15 protein-coding genes and 2 pseudogenes are annotated in these 21,110 nt (G+C 71.0%); 7 read left to right on the forward strand and 10 right to left on the reverse strand.

Annotation, left to right across the window (positions count from 1 at the left end):
• Positions 1 to 246 precede the first annotated feature (246 nt).
• The 3 genes from OG462_RS35785 to OG462_RS35795 all read right to left on the reverse strand — a co-directional run bounded on the left by OG462_RS35785 (position 247) and on the right by OG462_RS35795 (position 5,854).
• Complete coding sequence (locus OG462_RS35785) at positions 247 to 3,549, reverse strand: S8 family peptidase (protein ID WP_406066848.1); 3,303 nt, start codon at positions 3,547 to 3,549, stop codon at positions 247 to 249.
• Positions 3,550 to 3,999: 450 nt separating this feature from the next.
• Positions 4,000 to 5,232 (reverse strand): serine hydrolase domain-containing protein, encoded by a 1,233-nt coding sequence (locus tag OG462_RS35790; protein WP_406064244.1) that lies wholly within the window; start codon positions 5,230 to 5,232, stop codon positions 4,000 to 4,002.
• A 133-nt stretch (positions 5,233 to 5,365) separates the two neighbouring features.
• Complete coding sequence (locus tag OG462_RS35795; RefSeq protein WP_406064246.1) at positions 5,366 to 5,854, reverse strand: RrF2 family transcriptional regulator; 489 nt, start codon at positions 5,852 to 5,854, stop codon at positions 5,366 to 5,368.
• Positions 5,855 to 5,963: 109 nt separating this feature from the next.
• Between OG462_RS35795 and OG462_RS35800 the strand changes: the two genes are divergently transcribed.
• The 3 genes from OG462_RS35800 to OG462_RS35810 all read left to right on the forward strand — a co-directional run bounded on the left by OG462_RS35800 (position 5,964) and on the right by OG462_RS35810 (position 7,676).
• A complete protein-coding gene (locus OG462_RS35800; RefSeq protein WP_406064248.1) occupies positions 5,964 to 6,710 on the forward strand; it encodes an SDR family oxidoreductase in 747 nt (248 codons plus the stop codon).
• An 80-nt stretch (positions 6,711 to 6,790) separates the two neighbouring features.
• A complete protein-coding gene (locus tag OG462_RS35805; RefSeq protein WP_406064250.1) occupies positions 6,791 to 7,363 on the forward strand; it encodes a dihydrofolate reductase family protein in 573 nt (190 codons plus the stop codon).
• Positions 7,364 to 7,454: 91 nt separating this feature from the next.
• The gene (locus OG462_RS35810) at positions 7,455 to 7,676 is read left to right on the forward strand and encodes an e9imm peptide (RefSeq protein WP_406064252.1); all 222 of its coding nucleotides are present in this window, start codon (positions 7,455 to 7,457) and stop codon (positions 7,674 to 7,676) included.
• Positions 7,677 to 7,685: 9 nt separating this feature from the next.
• Here the strand turns inward: OG462_RS35810 and OG462_RS35815 are convergent.
• From OG462_RS35815 to OG462_RS35835, 5 genes and pseudogenes are all read right to left on the reverse strand, one after another.
• Positions 7,686 to 8,617: pseudogene (locus OG462_RS35815) on the reverse strand (IS5 family transposase).
• Between the two features lie 31 nt (positions 8,618 to 8,648).
• Positions 8,649 to 9,233, reverse strand: a complete 585-nt coding sequence (locus OG462_RS35820; RefSeq protein ID WP_406064253.1) for a S1 RNA-binding domain-containing protein — start codon at positions 9,231 to 9,233, stop codon at positions 8,649 to 8,651.
• A 92-nt stretch (positions 9,234 to 9,325) separates the two neighbouring features.
• A complete protein-coding gene (locus tag OG462_RS35825) occupies positions 9,326 to 9,706 on the reverse strand; it encodes an ankyrin repeat domain-containing protein (protein WP_406064255.1) in 381 nt (126 codons plus the stop codon).
• Between the two features lie 182 nt (positions 9,707 to 9,888).
• Positions 9,889 to 11,096, reverse strand: a pseudogene (locus OG462_RS35830) (IS701 family transposase).
• 55 nt (positions 11,097 to 11,151) lie between these two features.
• Positions 11,152 to 12,360, reverse strand: coding sequence for a glycoside hydrolase family 64 protein (locus tag OG462_RS35835; protein WP_406064257.1), 1,209 nt, complete (start codon positions 12,358 to 12,360; stop codon positions 11,152 to 11,154).
• Positions 12,361 to 12,807: 447 nt separating this feature from the next.
• Here OG462_RS35835 and OG462_RS35840 point away from each other — a divergent pair, with 447 nt between their 5' ends.
• The 3 genes from OG462_RS35840 to OG462_RS35850 all read left to right on the forward strand — a co-directional run bounded on the left by OG462_RS35840 (position 12,808) and on the right by OG462_RS35850 (position 17,695).
• Entirely contained in the window at positions 12,808 to 13,635 is an 828-nt protein-coding gene (locus OG462_RS35840) for a class I SAM-dependent methyltransferase (protein WP_406064259.1), read from the forward strand.
• A 293-nt stretch (positions 13,636 to 13,928) separates the two neighbouring features.
• Positions 13,929 to 17,198, forward strand: coding sequence for a M36 family metallopeptidase (locus tag OG462_RS35845; protein WP_406064261.1), 3,270 nt, complete (start codon positions 13,929 to 13,931; stop codon positions 17,196 to 17,198).
• Between the two features lie 8 nt (positions 17,199 to 17,206).
• A complete protein-coding gene (locus tag OG462_RS35850; protein ID WP_406064263.1) occupies positions 17,207 to 17,695 on the forward strand; it encodes a hypothetical protein in 489 nt (162 codons plus the stop codon).
• A 137-nt stretch (positions 17,696 to 17,832) separates the two neighbouring features.
• Here the strand turns inward: OG462_RS35850 and OG462_RS35855 are convergent, their stop codons facing one another.
• Both OG462_RS35855 and OG462_RS35860 read right to left on the reverse strand, forming a co-directional pair.
• Positions 17,833 to 18,132, reverse strand: a complete 300-nt coding sequence (locus OG462_RS35855) for a hypothetical protein (protein ID WP_406064265.1) — start codon at positions 18,130 to 18,132, stop codon at positions 17,833 to 17,835.
• A gap of 62 nt (positions 18,133 to 18,194) precedes the next feature.
• Entirely contained in the window at positions 18,195 to 19,718 is a 1,524-nt protein-coding gene (locus OG462_RS35860) for a glycosyltransferase 87 family protein (protein ID WP_406064267.1), read from the reverse strand.
• Positions 19,719 to 19,831: 113 nt separating this feature from the next.
• On the opposite strand from OG462_RS35860, the gene OG462_RS35865 reads away from it, so the two are divergent.
• Positions 19,832 to 21,073, forward strand: a complete 1,242-nt coding sequence (locus OG462_RS35865) for a molybdopterin-dependent oxidoreductase (RefSeq protein WP_406064269.1) — start codon at positions 19,832 to 19,834, stop codon at positions 21,071 to 21,073.
• The last annotated feature ends 37 nt before the right edge of the window (positions 21,074 to 21,110 follow it).

Below are 21,110 nucleotides of genomic sequence, written 5' to 3' on the forward strand. Positions count from 1 at the left end.
GAAAGCAAGGCGGAGCCGCAACTCACGCCTTGACTTCCCCCCGTCTGTAGCTACTGCATGCACGATCTCCTTCCATGGTCGGCCCACGTGTGGTGACGCGCATGTCGAAGGGCCGGTCCGGCCGGGGCGTCGACGACACCCGGACCGCACCACGACAGCGCGGCGTCACCACCTCGGGGTGGTGACGCCGCAGTGTCGGAATCGGTTACCGGGGGAGTGTCGCTCGACCGGTCACCGGGGGAGTGTCTACTTGCCGGACCACGCGTTGTGGATGGTCAGCGTCGACGTGTTGCCCTGCTTGTCCGTGACCACGGCGGAGAGCGAGATCGCGCGGTCCTTCGCCGGACTCTTCACGGAGATCGCGCCGTTCCGGACCTGCACGGGCTGCCAGGTCGTCCCGTTGTCGTAACTCACCGAGACCACGAGCGACTTGAGGTTCTTCCCGGCCGCCGAGCCCTGCACGGTCACCGGGACCACGACCGGCGCGTGCTCCGGGGAGCGCGAGGTGAGGTCGACGGGGGCCGCGAAGCGGACCGTGGACACCGGCAGCGCCGTGGTGGCCGTGACCTGCTTCGAACGGAACGTGAAACCGGCGTCGACGCGGGTGGCGGCCCCGGCGGCGTTCGCCGGGCGCTCCACGGAGGTCACCAGCCGGTACTCGGCGTCGCCGGCGTCGACCGTGAAGGGCTGCGAGCCGGTCAGCGGGTCGTCGTTCTCGCCGACCTTGACGCCGTCGCGGTACAGCGTCGACGTGGCCGAGGTGTACGGCGCGAGCCCCGGGTGACCCTTGCCGTCGGCGAACAGCGGCACGGACCCGATGAGCTGCTGCTCGCCCGTCGCCGGGTCGGGTGCGGTGCGGAAGACGCCCATGTTCGCGCCCAGGAGCGGTCCGAAGACGCCCGTGTTGAACGTCTCCCGATACGTCCCGCCGGCCTCGTAGCGCTTCGGCCGGACCATCTCCCAGCTTCCCTCGAACGCCGGGTAGCCCCACCGGTCGGGCTCGCCCACCTGGTTGAACCTGGTGAGCCACTCGACGCCGTCGGCGGTGGAGACGTAGAACGTGCGCGTGCCCGGCGCCGGCTGGGGATCGGAGAATCCGTTGCCCTCCGGCGCGCCCGGGATATGGGCGTACGGGGAGACGAGAGCGGACTTCCCGGGGGCGGAGGCACCGAGACCGACCTTGAGCGTGGCCAGCTCGTTCGCCTTCACGTGCTTGGTGTAGCCGGTGTCGACCTTGCTCGCCTTGCCGCCGAAGGCCACCGAGTACTGGCTGGTGGCGTCCTTGATGAAGTGCGCGTCCCAGGTCTGCAGGAGCGAGCCGTCGGTGACGGCCGGACCCATGTGAGCGGTACGGAAGCCCGTGAAGCCCCTGAGGACCCAGCCGTTGCCGACGCGGCCGATGTCGGTGGCGGTGCGCTCGTAGTACGTGCCCCCGTAGTCCACCGTGTCGAGGCCGGGCACGGTGAGGTCCACCGGCTTGGTGGTGCGTGCGTCGGCGGTGACCGTGGTGTCGCCGGAGATCTCCAGCTTCGGCTGGGCGATCCAGTCGGTGCCCTTGGTGTAGTCCGACGGGTCCTCGTAGACGGCCGTGTTGAACGTGTACGAGCCCTTGGGCACCCGGATCGTGTGGCTGCCCGGCTCGTTGTCGATACGGGTCTCGAAGCCGGCGGCGGGGCCGGCGACGCCGATCAGCGTGCTGGAGAAGTTCTGGGCGTCGGCGCCGTCGCGGCCGACGGCCCTGAGCGTGACGTCGTAGGACTCCGCCTCGCGGACGGCCACCGCGGCCGTCCGGACGGACTGGCCCGCGGCGGTGGCGGTGACGTAACCCGAGTAGGTGCCGTCGGCGTCGCCGATCCTGGTGTCGGCGGTCAGGTCGACCTCGGCCTTGCCCCCGGCGGGCACGGTCACCTTGGAGGCGCCGAGCGTGAAGAACCCGGCCGGGGCCGGCTTGCCCTTCGGGTCGAGCGGGGACACCGACAGGTCGAGGGTGACGTCGGTGGTCCCGAGGTTGCGGTACGCGACCTTCCGGGTGAGGGGCTGGTCGTCGGTGTGAGGCCACTGCGCCATGCCGAAGTTCAGCGAGACCGGATCGGCGATGACGCTCTGGGCCAGCGCCTTGTCGATCTGGATCCGGCCCGCGCCCTGCTGGAAGGCGGTGTAGTCGCCGCCCTTGGTGGACGCGGTCAGCGCGCCCTTGAGCTCGGTGGACTTCCAGTCCGGATGCTGCTGCTTCAGGATCGCCGCCGCGCCCGCGACGTGCGGGGTGGCCATGGAGGTGCCGTCGATCTGCAGGTACCCGGGTGCGGGGTGCGGTGTGCCGGGGCGCGTGTCGATGGCGCTGCCGGCGGCGGCGGCCGCGGTGATGGCCACGCCGGGCGCGGTCACGTCCGGCTTGACGGCGCCGTCGCCGACGCGCGGGCCGATGCTGGAGAACGGTGCCAGCTTGTCGTCCTTGTCGACGGCGCCGACGGTCAGCGCGGCGTCCGCACTGCCCGGCGAACCCACCGTCGAGTCGCCGTACTCGCCGTCGTTGCCCGCCGCGATGGCGAACAGGATGCCCTTCTCGGCGGACAGTCTGTCGACCGTGGCCTCCAGCGGGTCGACGCCGGGGCTGTCGGGGCCGCCGAGGCTGAGGTTGACCACGTCGGCGCCTTCGGCGGCGGCCCACTCCATGCCCGCGATGACGGCGGAGTCGTCGCCGAAGCCCTCGTCGTCGAGGACCTTTCCGCTGATCACCTTGGCGCCGGGGGCGACGCCCTTGTAGAGGCCACCGGACTTCGCGCCGGTGCCCACGGCGATCGACGCGACGTGGGTGCCGTGTCCGACGCGGTCCACCGCGTCGGGGGAGGCGGAGAAGTTCTTCTCGCCGACGACCTGGGGCCCGAGGTCGTCGTGGGTCTTGTCGACGCCGGTGTCGAGGACGGCGATCTTGACGCCGGTGCCGTCGTACCCGGACTCCCACGCCTTGTCGGCGCCGATCTGCCGGACGCTGCGGTCCAGGCTCGCCGTACGCACCCCGTCCAGCCAGACCTTGCCGATGCCGGAGGCGGTGGCGCGTGCGCCGCTCCTCTGCGGGTCGGTCAGCGCGTCCCACACCCTGGCGACGTCGTCCTGGGGCGTACGGATGGCGTCGGCGTCGAGGGTCGGGAACGTGCGCCGCAGTTGGGTGTCGCCGGCCGCACGGACCTCGGCCCGTGCGGCACCGGCACCCCCTTCGTACTGCACGATCAGCTTGAGCCCGTCCCGATGGCTCTTGCGCAGCTGCGCGTCGGTGAGCACGTCGAGGTCGAAGAGCCGCTGGTCCAGCCGGCCGGCGGATATCAGGCGCTGCGCGTCGCTGGGCACCACGAGAGTGCGGTCCTTGATGCGCTGCACCTGTACGGGTATGTGCTCACGGCCGGCGGCGGACTCGAAGCCCACCATCCGGCCCTTGGCGTCCACGACCACGCGGTCGCCCGTGATGAGCGGGATCCGCTGGTTGCCGTCGGCGCGTGCGGTGTCCGGTGCGGCCGTCGCGTACGCGGCGATCGCCGTCGCGGGGCCGGTCATGCCTGCTACGAGCGCCACCGATGTGGCCGCTGCGATGGTGAAGGCGCGTGCTCTCTTCACTTGTGCGCGCAAGTCTCCCCCAGGAGCTTGGGATGAGGTCGAATGGTCGGTTCCGGCCGGGGACGCGATGACGCCCGCCGCCGGTCAGCGCAGTATGTGAGGTGATCAACGGCGGGGCGGGCGTGGAGGATTGAGGCCGCGTGGTTTCAAGCCATCTCGAAGCCGGGGAGTTCGATGGGACCACGACGGCGGTGTGACGGCTGTGTGACGGCCGATCGATGCTTGTGCGACACCGGCCCGGACCGACCCGTCCGGATCGCAGTCCCCGCGCGCTTTTCGAGGGCCGGCGCCCTCACGGTCGGAGGCTGTCCCTCCCCTTGGCCGTATCCGCACCCGGAGGGAACGGCCTTCCCCCCCGGGCACGGGACACGACCGCCGAGCCGGCGGGGGTCAGCCGAAGTCGGGGATCGGATGGTTCGGGGCGAGCGCCGCGGCGATGCGCTGGGTGATGACGTGGGCGCTGTGGCCGTCCGTGGCGGTGGGGCCGTTCGTGGTCGAGACGGCGATGGCCAGGCGCTCGGACGGGAGGTAGGCCTGGGAGGCGGAGTAGCCGAAGAACAACGGGTGTTGGGCGACCCAGTCGCCCAGGACGAGCAGGCCCATGCCGTAGTGGGTGGCTTCGGTGTTCGCGAGGCAGACCGTCGCGGGGCACGTCCTGGTCTCGTGGCCCAGGCCGACCGTCCCCGGGTTCAGGAGCTCCTGGTACGAGGACGGGGACAGCAGCTCTCCCGAGCCGATGCCGACGGCCGAGCGGGCCAGGTCGCAGATGTCGGTGGTCTGTACGGCGCCGGGGGCCGTGGTCCACGAGGGGTTCCAGAAGGTGGACTCCTCGTACGTCCCGCGGTCGGCGGTGAAGGCGTGCAGGACGGGCTCGGGGATGTCGGGCGTGAAGCTGTTACGGGTCTCGCGCAGCCCGAGGGGGCCCAGGACCTGCCGCTTGAGCAGGACGTCCAGCCGGGTTCCGGTGATCTTCTCCAGGGCGGCGCCCAGCAGGACGAAGTTGGCGTGCGAGTAGCTCCAGTTGGTGCCCGGCTCGTACCACCGCTGCCTGCCGGTCGAGATGGCCACCAGTTCCCTGGCCGTCCACTGGCGGAAGGGATTCGCGGAGACGGTCTCACCGAAACCGGGGGTGGTGACGTAGTCCACGAGACCGGTGGTGGAGGCGGCCAGCATCCGCAAGGTGATCCTCTTGCCGTCCTTGAGGTCCGGCAGCCAGCGCGCCACGGGGTCGTCGAGACCGACCCTGCCCTGGTCGACCAGGCGCAGGAGAGCGGTGCCCAGGTAGCTGATCGCGATGTTGCCGTTCCTGAAGTGCATGGCGGGGGCGGCCGGTACGCCCGTCATCGACTCGCCGAGCGCGGTGGTGACGACCTCGCGGCGGTCGACCGTGACCCGCAGGATCACGGATTCGAGGTCCATCTCCGCCTTGGCCTGCTCGGCGATCCGAAGGACGTCGCGTGCCGGGCCGCGGTCGGGCAGCCGGGAAGCGTCGCAGGGCCGGCGATCGTGGCCGTCGCCGGTGGAGCCGCCGACGGCCGTGACGGGGGCGCCGAGCGCGAGGAGCGCGGCGAGTGCGGTGACCGCGACGGCGCGGGACCGGAACGGGGAGCGAGCTGATCTCATGGCGGGAGTATTGGCCGGGGCGCACCCGCACCGCGGCGGAGTCGCCGTCGACCCGCACCCATGTCACCCGTCAGGCCCGTCCGTGCGGGTCTTGCTCCGCCGGCCTGTCCGACCCTGACCCGCCGGGCTCCTCCTACGGGGTGTCCGCGCCCGCGGTCAGCCACGAGCCGATTCCCGGGAGCGCGTCCGGCCCGCTGTCACCCTCCACCGACACGACGAGATCGGCGATGGTCGTCGCTGCGAGCGAGGCCCGCCACGCGGCTTCCGCCGCCCCCATCGCCCGGGCGATCGGGCAGGGCTTCGTGCACTTCTCGGGTGGTGTCGCCAGCGGCCCGCGCTGCCGGATCTCGGTACAGACGAAGGCGGGATCGGGCCCGTCGACGGCCCGTACGACGTCGAGCAGCGTGATCTCGGCGGCCTGCCTGGTCAGCACGTATCCGCCGGTCTTGCCCTGGACGGATCGCACGAGACCCGCCCGCGACAGTGCCTGCAGCTGCTTGGCCAGGTAACTCGGCGACACGTCGTGCAGCTGTGCGAGGCGGGCCGCCGGTACCGGTCGGCTCGCCGCCGTCAGGACCACACAGCAGTGGAGCGCCCACTCCACGCCACCGGACAGTTTCATGTCGCCTCCCCATTTGACTCGGATACAGACTATCCGAGTATCATCTCGGACATCGGGTATCCGAGTTTGCGTCCCGGGGTCACGACCGACCCACGAAGGAAGGCACACCATGAAGATCACCGTCATCGGCGGCACCGGCCTCATCGGCTCACAGCTCGTCGCCGTGCTCCGGAAGGCCGGCCACGACGTGGTTCCGGCCTCACTGTCCTCGGGGGTCGACCTGCTCACCGGCGCCGGCCTGGACGAGGCTCTCGCCGGCGCCCACACGGTCGTCAACGTGTCCAACTCCCCGACCTTCGACGACCAGTCCCCCGCCTTCTTCCGCACCACCGTGAGCAACCTGCTCCGTGCGGGCGAGCGAGCCGGAGTGCGCCACCAGGTCGCCCTCTCCATCGTCGGCGTGGACCAGGTCCCCGACCTGGACTACTACCGCGCGAAGGTGGTCCAGGAGGACCTGCTGCGCAACGGCCCCACCCCGTACTCGATCGTCCGCGCCACCCAGTTCTTCGAGTTCATGGACGCCGTGATCTCCTGGACCGCGACCGACGGCGAGGTCCGTCTCCCCGCCACCCCGCTGCAGCCCATCGCGTCGGCCGACGTGGTCGCCGCCCTCGCCGGCGTCGCCACCGCGGAGCCGCTCGACGGGACCCTCGACGTCGCCGGACCCGACGTCCTCACGCTGGACGAGATCGGCCGGATCACCCTGGCCGCCCGGGGCGACGACCGCCGCGTCGTCGTCGACGACCAGGCGGGCATGTTCGCCGCCGTCCGCGGCGACGTCCTCACCCCCAGCCCCGACGCCCGCCGGGCCCCCACCCACTACCGCGACTGGCTGGGCGCCGTCCTCGCCGGCTGATCGGGATCCCGCGAGCGAGTCCTACGACGGCCGACGGCCGGCCGTCGTAGGGTCGGAACCGATCCCGAGGAGGACCTCTGATGCGCAGCGTGACCTACTCGATGGGCGTCTCACTCGACGGCTACATCGTCGGGCCGGACGGCGGCTTCGACTGGACGGTCCCCGACGAGGAGGTCTTTCGCTTCTGGATCGACGAGATCCGGGGGGTCGGCGTCCACCTGTTGGGGCGACGGCTGTACGAGACGATGCTGTACTGGGAGACCGCCGACCAGGACCCCTCGCTCGACGACTCCATGCGCGAGTGGACCGCGCTCTGGAAGCCGCTCCCCAAGGTGGTGTTCTCCACCACGCTGTCGACGGTGCAGGGCAATGCCCGCCTGGTCTCCGGCGGCCTCGCGGAGGAGATCGAGCGGCTGCGCGCCGAGCCGGGGGAGGGCGACATCGCGATCGGCGGCGCGACTCTCGCCGCCGAGGCGGCCTCGCTGGGTCTGATCGACGAGTACCAGGTCGTGGTCCACCCGGTGCTGGTCGGCGGCGGCATTCCGTTCTTTCCCCGGGACGAGCGCAGGGTGGATCTCGAACTCGTCGAGACCCGCACCTTCAGTGCGAGATTCGTCCACCTCCGCTACCGCGTGGCACGCCCGGCCGTGTAGCCGATCTCCCGGGTGATCGGCCCGACCGCGTCACGGCCTAGGGTCCGGCCGATCATGCCGCTCGTTACGGTGACGTCGAGGGAGGGGCCTGATGAGTGCAGTGGAGTTGAGTCGGGCGGAAGCGGTTGCGCTCGTGCAGCGGATCATGGAAGCGGACTACGTCTCCGAAGATGAGGTGAACGACAGGCTGGACATGGCTCTGGCCTGCCCGTCCGGTCACGTCAGCGGCCTGGTCTTTTGGCCGCCGGAGCGGGAGTTGTCGGCCGAGGAAGTGGTCGACCTGGCCTTGGCGCACCGGCCCATTGCCTTGTGACGCCGGTACTCAGCTGCGGAGCCAGATCATGAGGGCTGCTGCGGTAGCGGTGCCAAGGAAGACGTAGCCGCGTTTGTCGTAGCGAGTGGCGACTGCCCGGTGCTGCTTTAAGCGATTGATCGCCCGTTCGACCGTGTTGCGTCTCTTGTACCGCTCCTCGCTGAAGCCGGGTGGCCGTCCGCCGCGTGAGCCTTTGCGCAGGCGGGCGGCCCGGCTGTCGGTCTTCTCCGGGATCGTGTGTCGGATACCCCTCCGGCGTAGGTACTCGCGGACGGGGCCGTTGCTGTAGGCCTTGTCTGCTGCGACGCTGTCCGGCTTCTCGCGGGGCCTGCCCGGCCCGAACCGGGGGACGCGGATCTTCTCCAGCACCGGCTGGAACTGGGTGCAGTCGGCCCGCTGCCCTGGCGTAACGACCAGGGACAGCGGGCGGCAGCGGCCATCGGCACTCAGGTGGAGCTTGCTGGTGAACCCGCCGCGCGAGCGGCCCAGGCCCTCACCTCCTGCACCACCTCCACCAGGCGGGCGGTGAGGCTCTGCCACGCCGTCTCGTCCTGGTGTTCTAGCGGTTCGACCCCCTTTGACACAGGGGCAGGCGGCGGGTCAGTACGGGCTCCGGCCGCGTGCTGGTGGGCGCGGACGATGGTGGAGTCGACCGAGATGTCCCAGTCGATCTCGCCTGCGGCATCCGCTGCGGCCTGGACCTGCTGGAGGAGACGTTCCCAGGTGCCGTCGGCCGACCACAGGCGGTGGCGTTCGTAGACGGTCTTCCATGGTCCGAACCGTTCGGGCAGGTCACGCCACTGCACCCCGGTCCGCACCCGGTGCAGAATCCCGTCGATCACCTGCCGGTGATCCCGCCACCTGCCACAACGCCCATTGCTGACCGGCAGCAATGGCCGCAGCCGTTCCCACTCGGCATCACTCAGATCACCCCGCCCCATGCCCACATCAACGGCTGGGGCACGCCGGGCGTCACATGACCGGCACGACACCTTCGTGCCGGCCGCCCTGCGGCCTGGAGAGGAGGACCCGGCGTGTCGGCGGGTCGATCTTTATGACGATGACAGTGATCTCCTCTCCGACCTCGAAGTCTTCCAGCGGACTTACCGCAGGGCCGCCGTGGGTTTCTCTGAAGGGGACCAGCCCGGCAATCCCGTCCCCGAGGTCGACGATGATGCCGAAGGGAAGCACCTTCTCCACCGTCCCACGGAGTTCCTGACCCACCGCTGTACGGTCGCCGAAAGCCTGGAGGGGGTCGGGCTGCAGTGCCTTCAAGGACAGTCTGGCCTCCGCGTTGTAGGTGTCGAACTGGAGGAACTCGCACGAGACACGCTGGCCTACCTGAACGACATCGGTGGGAGCGTCCATGTGCCGCCAGGACAGTTCGGGGATGACGATGAACCCGACACCAGGGAAGAGGGGATGGGCAGGCCCGTCGTCCAGGGCCACGAAGACCCCGAACGGCTCGATCGCCGCGACGGTGCCGGACAGGATGTCGCCGCGGTGCAGGGACTCCAAAAATGCCCAGAGTTCTGGGCTCTCAGACTGCCAATCCATACCGTCACCCTGGCACACGACATCGCGGGCCGACCATGCCCTCGACCGGCTGGAGCCCCTGCCATGTCTCAGCAGCCGATCAGCGGCAAATGCTACCGCCGGCGGATCCTTCTGAATCGGGCTGTCAATTTGGTCTGGCGGGTGCTGAACCGATCCATCAGCCTGATCGCCATGTCGTGGCGGAGCTTGCAGGCCCAGTCGTAGGCAGCTTCACCGTTGACCACGAGATGTGGATCAGCACCGTATGCCAGGAGGATCGCGGTCAGTGCGCTGTCGATCGGTTCCCCCGACTGGTTCGCGACATCGACTTCTGTGTCGATGGCGTGCATCAGCAGAGTCATCTGGCTGCAGACCTCGTCAGCGTCGGCTCCCTCGTCGAGGATGCGCGTGAGCGTGGCATGGTCGCTCAGCTCCACCGCTTGGTGAGCGGGCGTCCAGGGGTTCTTGCGATTCAGGGCATCCGCCATGGTCATTGAGGCATCCACCCAGGGCATTCTGCCCGATGGAACGCGACCTTGATCGTCCGGACAGGTCCTAGTAGTGCTTTGTTAGGTGGTGTCGTAGGGCTGCCATGGGACGGTCTGTCGGCAGATGGGGCAGGTGCCGGTCCAGGTGGCGATGAGCTGTTGGAGGAGGTCCAGGGCCTGGTAGAGGGTCAGGCCCTGGCAGGGGCTTTTGGGTGTCTCCGCTGTTCGGTCAGGAACAGGTGGGCGGCGGTGACGAGGGTGACGTGCCGGTGCCAGCCGGCGAACGAACGGCCCTCGAAGTGGTCCAGGCCCAGGGCTGTTTTCAGCTCGCGGTAGTCGTGCTCGATCCGCCACCGGGCTTTTGCCAGCCGGACCAGATCCCTGGCGGGGATATCGGGTGGCAGGTTCGAGATCCAGTACTGCACCGGTTCGCGCTCGCCCTCGGGCCACCGGGCGATCAGCCAGGACAGCCCGATCGTGCCGTCGGCGGCCGGTTTCGGGCGACGGCCCGCGAGCCGGACGCGCAGGAAACGAAGTGCGAGCTCATCGCCGCCTTCGATCCCTTGCGCCAGGTCACGGTCCGACCGCGGCCGCGACCTGCGGCCAGTATGTGCTCGCGCAATGACACGGGCCGGGTGCGGTAGCGGGGCAGCGGCCTGGGGCCGAGCCCGCCGTACTCGGGCTGGTGCGGCACCGCGTCCCGGCCGTGGGCGGTCATCTCGCCCTTGGCCTGCAGCACCCAGGCCAGGCCGCGTTCGTCCAGGCCGTGGCGGAAGTCGGCGTTCGCGCCGTAGCCGGTATCGGCGACCAGGACGGCGGGCCGCAGCCCGGAGCCGGCGAGTTCGTCGAGCATGTCCAGGGCGAGCTGCCACTTGGGACGGTGGCGCTCGTCGTCGGGGATCCGGCAGGCCCGCCTGCGGGCCTGGGCGTCGGGACCGTCCCAGGCGGCGGGCAGGAACAGGCGCCAGGACAACGGGCACGAAGCCTCCTCGGAGGCGGCGTGGACACTGACGCCGATCTGGCAGTTGCCGACCTTGCCCAGGGTGCCCGAGTACTGCCGGGCCACCCCGGCCGAGGAACGGCCTTCCTTGGGGAAGCCGGTGTCGTCCACCACCCACACCTGCGGCTGCACGACGGCCACCGCCCGCCACGCCAGCCGGGCGCGCACGTCCCTGACCTGCCACGTCGAGGTCGTGATGAACTGCTGCAACTGCTGGTGATCGACACCGAGCCGTTCAGCCATCGGCTGCATCGACTTCCTGCGGCCGTCCAGCAGCAGCCCCCGCAGATATAACGCGCCCTTCGCTCTCTGGTCCCGACGCACCAACGGCGCGAACACCTCCGCCGCGAAACCCTCCAACCGGCCCCGCACCGCGGCAAGCTCCCCAGCCCTCATACAGCCAGCGAACTACCACCCACCCACCACGACAAGACCACCAAACAAAGCACTACTAGTCGAACGGGTCGAGCGTGACGTACGCCTGCTGCGGGTTGCCGTCGTGCACCAGCGATTCGTGGGCGCCGACGTCGTCGAAGGCGAAGCCGTACGCCTTGCCGTCGACCATCTGGGCATGGATCTTGCGGGAGTAGTGGTTGGTCACCGAGTCCTTGTAGAAGCCGGCCGACGAGGTGTCCGGCTGGTTCGGGTTGGTGAGCAGCGTGGAGCGGTTGTAGCCCGCGCAGAGGGTACGTGAGATGGGGCCGCGTACCTGGTCGTTCGGGGCGTCGAGGTGCTTGTAGCAGCCGAAGACGCTGTCGGAGTCGGGCTTCTGGAACGAGGTGACGACGGCGCCGGAGCCGTTGGTGAAGTTCATGACGTTGCCCGAGACCCGGCCGAAGTACTTCACCGAGGGCTGGTTCGCGAACGGCGTCACGGTCAGGGTGGATGTGGCGTACGTGCTCCAGACGCGGTTGATGTAGTCGTTCATGACCCCCGACGGCAGCGCGCCGGCCTCGATGCCGTGGCCCGGCGCCAGGGCACGCAGCACCGTGCCGTCGGCGCGGGTCTGGATGAGGTTGGCCCAGCCGCCGGGCTGGCCGCGCAGTGCGTCGTAGAAGCCCCGGTAGCCGCCGGGCTTGAGGTGTCCCGTGTTCGCGACGGTGCCGTCGGGGCGCTTCACGCCGACGGCGTACGGCGCCGAGACCATGTCGACCTGGGTGCTGTTGATCCAGAGGCCCGCGTCGTTGAGCGTGTACTCGGACCAGTTGAAGAGGATGTTCCTGTTGGGGTCGCTCGGATTCTGGACCGCGGGCTGTACGAGGCCGCCGGTCGCCAGCTTGAACACCAGCTTCTGTCCGTAGCTGAAGTAGATCCGGCCCGAGAACTTCGGCAGCCGGATGGTCATCGACCCGCCGTTGCTCGGACCGGCGATGGCGGCGTCGGGCGCCGGCACGGGGGTGGACCCTCCGGCAGGCCAGGGATGGAAGGTGCCGTTCGCGTCCGCCCATCCCTGCCGGCCCGTCGAGAGCTCGGTGCCGAGGTTGTAGACGTAGACCTGCTCGCCGCGGCCGGAGTTGTTCGTGAACGTGAGCGGAATCGTCGCGGGGACGGCGGCCTGGACGGAGTCGGAGGGCCCGGCGACGGTGACAGCGGTGCTGATCAACGCGGCGGCGACCAGGGGGACGAGTGGGGCGCGAGTGCGCCTGCGATGTGCGGACATGTGGGGCTCCTCGGAGGTGGGGGACTCCGTGCGTGGGGGAATCCGTGGGAGGGGTCTGCGAGAGAGGTCTGCGGGAGGGGTCTGTGGGAGGTAGCTGTGCGAGGTGTCCGTGGGAGGGGGAATCCTGGGGGAGCGGGTCCTGAGAGCGCTCTCAAGAATGGTGACGGTGAGATGGACCTGTCAATGCCTGCGGGTGATTCGCGTCCTCTCCGAGGGTGTCGGGGTGCGTTCGGGGCGGCCGATCGGCTCAGGCGCGGCGCGCCTCGGCCGTGCGGGCGGTGCCCGGTGGAGGATTGTCGGGAGGCGGTCTCGGCGCCGACGTCCAGGAGATCGACGACGATCGCCGGCTGCCCTCAACTCCCCCACTGCAAGAAGAGATTCGGCCATGAGACTGTTCGAGCGCCCTCCGTACCGTGACGAGAACCTCCGCGTCACCTCGGCGGCGACGTGACCACCGCCTCGCGCGGGGACGCGCCGGGCGACGGACGCTACGGCGAGGCCGTGTTCCGTCCCGAGCGGGCGGGTGAGGGCGAGCGCATCGACCTCGGCGCCCTCGCCTACGACGACATCACCCTCGCGCGGCTGCGTGCGCTCGGGGCCGGTCCGGGATGGCGGTGCCTGGACGTGGGCGCCGGCACGGGCTCGGTCTCCCGTCGGCTCCTCGACGAGGCCGGGGTGACGGGTGTGCTCGCCGTGGACCGTGACGTACGTTTTCTCTGCGAGCGGCCGGTGACCGGGCTCGACGTGCTGGAGGCCGACGTCACCGCCTCGGACTTCGCACCCGGGCGGTTCCGGCTCGTCCACGCGCGCTTCGTGCTGATGCACCTTCCCGAGCGGGAGCGCCTGATCACCCGACTCGCCGAACTCGTCGAGCCCGGCGGTGTGCTGGTGCTCAGCGACGCGGTCGACCTGACGAGCGACCGGACGCCCGCCACTCCGTACACCACGGTGATGCGGGCGATGTGGCGGGCGCTGCGGGACACCATCGGCACCGATGTCTCCTGGGTGCCGTCGTACCCGCAGCTGCTCCGCGGGGCGGGCCTCGTGCCCGTCGCCGCCGAGATTCATGTGCCGCCGCTGCTGCCGGGCAGTCCCATCAGCCGTTTCTGGGCGGACACATGGGAGCGGAGCAGGGCGCCGATGCGCGCCACCGGCCTGGTCGACGACGCTGTCGTCGACGCGGCGATCCGGTATCTGGGTTCCGACGCATGTGCCGCGCTGTCGGCAGGCATGCTCACGGCCTGGGGGTGGAAGCCGGAGGAGGGCCCGCGGTGATCCGCCGCCCCCGCGCTCTGCCCTGCCGTCGCCACCCGGCCGGCAGTTCTGATCACGGCCGTCAGATCTTTCACCACCTCTCCATGCAAGGCGCTTTCCCGGCCATGGGTGCGGGGTTCCCTCTGCGGATGGTCCGTTGAACGCCGTCGGCCAGGGGGAATGATCTCCGCCGGATGTGGCGGGACTGTCGTCGCCCGCCGGGCGGGGGCGATGTGCGGCCTTCCGCCCTCTTGTCATGCGCACATACCTTGTCCCCGGTCCGCAGTCAGGAAGCCACCGGACGGGGGAGATCGATGCCACCCACACGCCTGTCGACGCGCGCACGATCACTGGTCATCGGCGCGATTCTGCTCGCCTTACCGGCGCTCACGGTCACACCGTCGGCCGCCACCGCCGGCGAACGCCCCGGGACGCGGGAAAGAGCGGCCCAGGAGCAGCCGGATCTGCCGTACCCCGACATCGACGTACGCGGGAACAAGCGCGTCGCGCCCACGGCCGCGCAGCTGCGCGCCGCGAAGGAACTCGACGCCACGGCCGTCCGCTGGGGCCGGTTCGGTACGCCGAGGCTGCTCACCCCGCAGGGCCGCAACTCCCTCACCGCCGCCGGCACCACCACCGACCCGCGCACCCTCGCGCTGGACCACATACGCGACCACGCGGCCCTCTACGGCTTCTCCGCCGCCGATTTGGACACCCTCACCGTCGTCAGGTCGTACCGCACCGAACACAACGGCGTACGGCATGTCTTCATCGGCCAGAGCGACCAGGGCGACCGGGCTGTCCCCGTGCACGGCGCCCGTCTCTCGGTAGCCGTCGACGCGGCAGGCCGCATCCTCACCGTCACCGGCAGCCTCGTCCCGGACGCCCGCGCCACGGGCACGGTCACCCTCGACAAGCGCGCCGCGCTCGACCGGGCCGCGGCCTCCGTCGGCACCGATCCCGCCTCCGTCGCCCCGTCCGAGGCCTCGTCCGACACCGCCACCGGAACGCGGGTCACCTTCCCGCTCGCCGACGGCACCGCCCGCCCGGCCTGGCGCACCACCCTCACCGCCGACAACAAGCATCTGTACGACATCGTCGTCGACGCCGGGAACGGCACCGTCCTCCTGCGCACCGACCTCACCAGCAACGAGGGCCCCGAGGGCCGGGTCTTCACCGCCCAGAACCCCACCCTCGGCAGCGCGACGACCGTCCCCTTCAGCGGCCTGGGCCGCTCCTGGGTCACCGGCCGGGTCACCACCGGCAACAACGGCGAGGTGTCCCACGACCCCGACGGCCAGGAGACGCTCGGCCACCAGCCCCAGACCCCGGCCGCCGGAGACCCGGCCTACCAGCACTTCGACCACACCTTCACGGACGCCTTCCGCACCAGCGGCGGCACCGACCTCACCACCGACCGGGACGCGGTCGTCACCCAGGCCTTCTACTACGCCAACCGCATGCACGACCACCTCTACGGGCTCGGCTTCGACGAGGCGTCGGGCAACTTCCAGGAGGACAACCTCGGCAACGGCGGTGCCGGCGGCGACCGCGTGCAGGTCTACGTCGACTTCGACGCCAACGGGGACTCCGCCTGCAACGCCGACTTCGGCACCCCCGCCGACGGCCAGAACCCGACGATGCGGCTCTTCGTCGGACGCGCCTCCTGCGACAACCACAACGTGCACCGGGCCATGAACGGTGACACCATCGCCCACGAGTACAGCCACGGCCTGTCCCACCGGCTCGTCGGCGGCGGCGAGATGGGCGACGGCGTGCAGACCGGCGCGCTCGGCGAGGGCTGGAGCGACGCCGTGGCCACCTCGCTGTGGAACGACCCGGTGTACGGCGAGTACAACAACGGCCGAGCCACCGGCATACGCCGCGTCGCGTACAACAACAGCCACCTCACCTACGCCGATCTCTGCGACGACGGCAGCTGCAGCGTGCACGCCGACGGCGAGATCTGGGCCACCACCATGTGGGACATGCGGACCGCGCTCGTCGGCGCGTACGGCTCCGCCACCGGCAAGCAGCGACACGAGCAGCTGATGGTCGACGGCATGAAGCTCACGCCGTCCTCGCCCGACTTCCTGGACGCCCGCGACGGCATCCTCGCCGCCGACCGCGCCAATCACGGCGGCGCCGACCAGTGCCTGCTGTGGGGCGTGTTCGCCCGCCGGGGCATGGGTGCGAGCGCCACCTCGCCGAGCCAGGACCAGGCCAACCCGGCGACCGACTTCCCGGCGAGCTGCCGGCCCACCGCCGACGCGGGCGGGCCGTACACCACCAAGGAAGGCGCCGACGTACGGCTCGACGCGAGCGGCTCCACCGTCCCCGGTGGCGGCGGCAGCTACAGCTGGGACCTCGACGGCGACGGCGCCTACGACGATGCGACCGGCGTCAGCCCGCTCTTCGACCGGGTCGGGCAGGACGGCACGTACACCGTCGGCCTGCGCGTCGGCAACGCGGCCGGGGCCGACACCGACACGGCGACCGTGACCGTCACCAACGTGGCGCCCTCGGTCACCTTCAACGTCCAGGGCCCGCGTGAGGAGGGCGGCAAGCTCACCGTCTCCGGCACGGTCACCGACCCCGGCTGGCTCGACCCGCTCACCGCCACCATCGACCCCGGCGACGGCAAACCCGTCCCGCTGTCTGGGCAGTTGGAGAACAACCGCCCCGACGCCACCCTCACCTTCAGCCGCGCGCTCGCCTTCGGCGACAACGGCACCTTCACCGTGAAGATCTGCGGCAGCGACGACGACACCAGCACCTGCCGCGAGACCGAGGTCACCGTCGCCAACGTCGACCCGACCGTCGCCCTCGACAAGACCGGGGCCGTGCCGCTCGCCGGTGGGCGGACACTCGTCGTCCACGCGGGCGAGGAGAAGCGGTACACCGCCCGGATCACCGACCCCGGCAGCGACGACGAGACCATGCGCTGGGCGTGGGGCGACGGGACACCTGCCACCACGACCACCTCGCTCGTCAACCCGCCGGACACCGACCCGGCCCGCAGCCCCAGCGTCCAGCCGCGCGACCTGACGGACGCCCAGGCCCACACGTACACCAAGCCCTGCCTGTACGACCTGTCCCTCACGGCTCGCGACGACGACGGCGGCACGGGGACCGACGGGCTGCCCGTCATCGTCCAGGGCAACGCCCCGCTGTCGCTCCTCGCCGACATCTGGTACGTCAAGTACCTGACCGGCGACCTCACCGGGCTCGGCAAGGAGACGCTGGACTGCTATCTGAAGATCGTCCAGCACGCGAGCGCGGTGTTCTCCGAGAAGGTCGACGTATCCACCCAGGACAAGGCCGCGAACGTCCTCTTCCTCAACCTGCTCCTGGACCCGAAGCGTTCCCTCGACCGCCAACTGCTCGCCGCCTGGCTCAACTTCGCCAACGGATCCTTCGACCCGTACGAACTCGTCGACACCGACAACGACCTGAAGGCGGACACCCCCTTCCTGGAGGCCGTCCAGAACGCCGAGAAGGTACGCCTCGACCCCGACGCGACCAGGCAGCAGCTCTCCGCCCAGGCGGCCATCCTCACCTGCATCAACATCCCGCTGGTATGACCGCTCGTATGCCACGGACGACGTTCCTGCCGCGCGCCGCCGCCGCCCTGCTCCTCGGGGTGGCGGCGGCCGCGTGCACCGATGACGCCCCGCAGGAGCGGCCGACCCCGCCCGCCCGGACGTCCACCCGCGCCCCCGGCTCGACGCCGAGCCCGCCTCCCGCCCCTGCGACGACGACAACGGCACCCGCCCCTGCGACGACGACAGCAGCACCCGCGTCGCCGTCCGCCGCCCCGGCCGTCCTCACCCAGGACGACACCGGCCGCACCGTCACTCTGCCCCTCGGTGACACCACCCAGCTACGCCTCTCCGGCCGTTGGCGTGAGGCCGTCCCCACCGTCGAGGGCGCGGCGATCGTCCTCGTACCGGTCGACTTCGAGTCCGATCCGGGCTACCGCGCCTGGGACGTCCGAGCCGTCGGGCCGGGCGAGGCGGTGCTGCACACCGCCGGACAGCCGGGCCTGCGGTCGCTGCGGATCACCTTCCGGATTCGGTGAGGACTGAACGGTGCCTCCCGTCATGGCCGACACGCCGACACCCTGGCCCCGGGCCATCAGGGGCAGGTCCGGAACGCGCCGAGTGAGGCGAGCAGGGGCAGGAGCCGGCTCCGCGTCGTCGCCGGGGCGACGGGCGGTCACCCGCCGGGGGTCATCGCGGACAGGCCCTTGCGCAGGTCTTCGGGGTTCATGACCGGCGAGTAGTGGATCCTGGCGTGGAGCTTGAGGAAGAAGGGCTCCGAGATCTTCGGCATCTGCGAGGGATCGTCCAGGTCGAAGAACAGATACGCCGTCCGGCAGCCGTCCTCGACGGTGAAGTAGGCGGCTTCGGGGCGGATCGCCTGCAACGTCTCTTCCATGATCTTCTGCAGGGTGCCCTGTCTGATGGCCTCGTTGGAGGCCGGGGTGTCCATCTGAACCTTCAGGAGCATGCGCATGGCGTGGCCTCTCCCGACCGGGCGGGCGGTCCGTTCGCTACACCCTCGACACCCGGACGCACTCAGTTCCAGCGTCCTCCTTCCCCTCCGGCGCGACCACTCGGCGGGCGGTGCCCGTCGTGGCGCCGCCGAGGATGATCGAGCCCGGAAGGGCCGGGCCCGGCAACGGGCTTTCCGCCACCGACGTCCACCGCGTGGGGTCCGCCATCGCCGCCTCGGCCATCCGTACGCGCTCGTGCCCGTGTCCGTCCCCGTGCCCAGGCCCCGCCCACCACCCCGAGCGCCGCCGCCGCGTACGCGGCCGTCGCGGCATCGCCGCCCACGAGGTAGGCGACCGCCCCGGCGAGTGCGACGCCCAGCCACTCCCAGCGGCCGTCGAGAGCCACCAGGGCGACCAGAAGGAGGGCGTACCAGGAGTAACCGGGGGTGAGGAGGAGGAAGGCCGTGCCCGTGGTCAGCAGGGCGCCGCGCCACGGGTGCTCCGGGTCGCCGCGCCACCAGACCGCCACCGCGACCGCCGCCGTGACGAGCGCCGCGACCGGGGGCGCCCACGCGTCCGGCAGGACGAACCGGAGCAGGAGATAACGGCCGCCCGCGCCTGCGTCGTCGTACCCCTCCTCCCGCGCGTAGCCGCCCAGATACCCGAGGACGGAGCCGTCGGAGAGCAGGACGTACGGCAGATACAGCAACCCGACCGTGGCCACCGCCGGTGCGAGGACCGCCAGGGCCGTACGGGGTCGTCGGGCGCCGGACACCGCACCCGGCAGCAGCACGACGGGCAGCAGCTTCGCGGCGATCGCCAGGCCGAGCAGCACACCGCCGGTGACGCGGTGGCGCGCCACGACGAGGAGCCCGGCGACCGAGAAGAGGACGGCGAGGACGTCGACATGGGCGTTGTTCACGGCCTCGACGGGGACGACCGGGGACCAGGCCCAGAGAGCGGCCCGGTGGGGGTCGCCCCGGCGGCGCAGGGCCAGGACCAGGACGACGGTGACGGCCAGGGAGAGGAGGGCGGCGCCCGACTGGAGGCCTTTGTGGCGGGCGTCGTCCGGCGACAGGGCGTGGACCACGAGGAACCAGACCTCGGCGGTCGGCGGGTAGATGGTGTGCACGGTGGGGCGGTTGATGCGGGTGCATGTGCCGTCGCCGAGCGGAGCGAGGCCGACCACCTTGCCGCTGCCGTTGCCGTCCGTGCCGCTTCGCCCGCAGGTCGCGCCGTCGGGAAACAGCCATGCGTCACGCAGCCCGACGAGAGCCGGGTCGGCGGGTGCGTGGTCGTACGGGGAGATGCCGGCGGCCTGCACCCGGCCGTCCCACGCGTACCGGTAGGAGTCCGTGCTCGTACGCGGCGCCGCCACGAGCCCGGTGGCCGTGACCGCGACCGCCCCGGCGAGGACCAACGGGACGACCGCGCGTGCGGGCGCGTGGCGCAGGGCCACGACGGCCGCCGCGAACAGCGCCCACGCACCCGCGTATCCGGCGAGGAAGCCGGCGCCGCGTGCGTCCCCGTGGAGCAGGGCGGCGAGGGCGATGGTCAGGACGAGGAGCAGCAGGGCGGTGAGGACGACGGGTCGGGTGCGGGCCATGGGCGCAGCCTGGCAGCGCACGCGGGTGGTGAGGGGGCGACCCGTCGGGGCGTTCGGGTTTCGTAAGGTGTCGAACCCTCCGTGCGGGCGCTCGCGGCGGTGTCATGGACGGCATGACCTCCAGCAGGCCCTCCCGCAAGCCCGCTCCCAAGTCCGCCCGCAAGCGCGTCCACGAGCCCGCCCGCAAGCCCTTCCGGGTGCCCGGACCGTCGCGCTCCGCCCTGTCCGTGCTCCGCCCGCCCGCGTTCACCGGGCGGCTGCACGACGCGAGAACGGCGACGGCCGTCGGCCGGTGGCTCGGTGCGGCCTTCGCCGTCTGCTTCGTGACCGGTCTCGTCAGCCACTACCTCCAGCATCCGCCCGCCTGGCTCGCCGACGACCTGCCCGCCCGGCCGGTGTGGGGCTACTGGCTCACCCAGGGCCTGCACATCGCCACCGGCCTCGCCGCGATCGTGCTGCTCCTGGTCAAACTCTGGACGGTCTACCCCCGGTTGTTCGTCCGGCCCCCTGTGCGGTCCGTGCGGCACGCCCTGGAGCGACTGTCCGTCGCGGTCCTGGTGGCCGCGGCCGTCTTCGAACTGCTGACCGGGCTGCTCAACATCGTCGAGTGGTACCCGTGGCCGTTCTCGTTCATCCAGGTGCACTTCGCCGTCGCCTGGGTCGTGACCGGGTCGATCCTGCTGCACGTCGCCGTCAAGACCCCCGAGATCACGGCCCATTGGAGCAAGCGCTCGACGGGCACGCTCGCCCTGCCGGCCGAGGACGCCGTCGACCGCCGTTCCCTCCTGCTCGGCATGGGCGCCGCCGTCGGCGTGGTCACCCTGACGACGGTGGGACAGACCGTCACCCCGCTGAAGACGTTCGATCTGCTCGCGCCCCGACACCCCGACCACGGGCCTCAGGGACTGCCGGTCAACCGGACCGCCGCGGCGGCCGGCGTCACGGCGGGCGGTCTGGCGGAGTGGCGACTCGAGGTCGCGGGCCCCCGGCCGTACGCCCTCACGCTCGACGGACTGCGGGCGATGGAGCAAGCGCGGGCGCGGCTGCCGATCGCGTGTGTCGAGGGCTGGACCGTCCAGGCCGACTGGGGCGGCGTGCCGGTGCGGGCCCTGGTGGAGCGGGCCGGCGGGCGGCCGGGCCGGGTCGCCCTGCGGGTGACCTCGCTCGAAGTGAGCGGCGCCTACCGGGTGATGGAGATGGGCGAGGAGTACGTCGACGATCCGCTCACTCTGCTCGCCCTCACGCTCAACGGGCGTCCGCTCTCCCTCGACCACGGTTTCCCGGCCCGCGTCATCGCCCCCAACCGGCCGGGGGTCCTGCAGACCAAATGGGTACACCGACTGGAGGTGCTGTGAGCACGCCGCAAGGATCGATGCCAGAAGGACCGACGCC

The sequence above is a fragment of the Streptomyces sp. NBC_01077 genome (genome assembly GCF_045162855.1).
GTDB lineage: Bacteria > Actinomycetota > Actinomycetes > Streptomycetales > Streptomycetaceae > Streptomyces.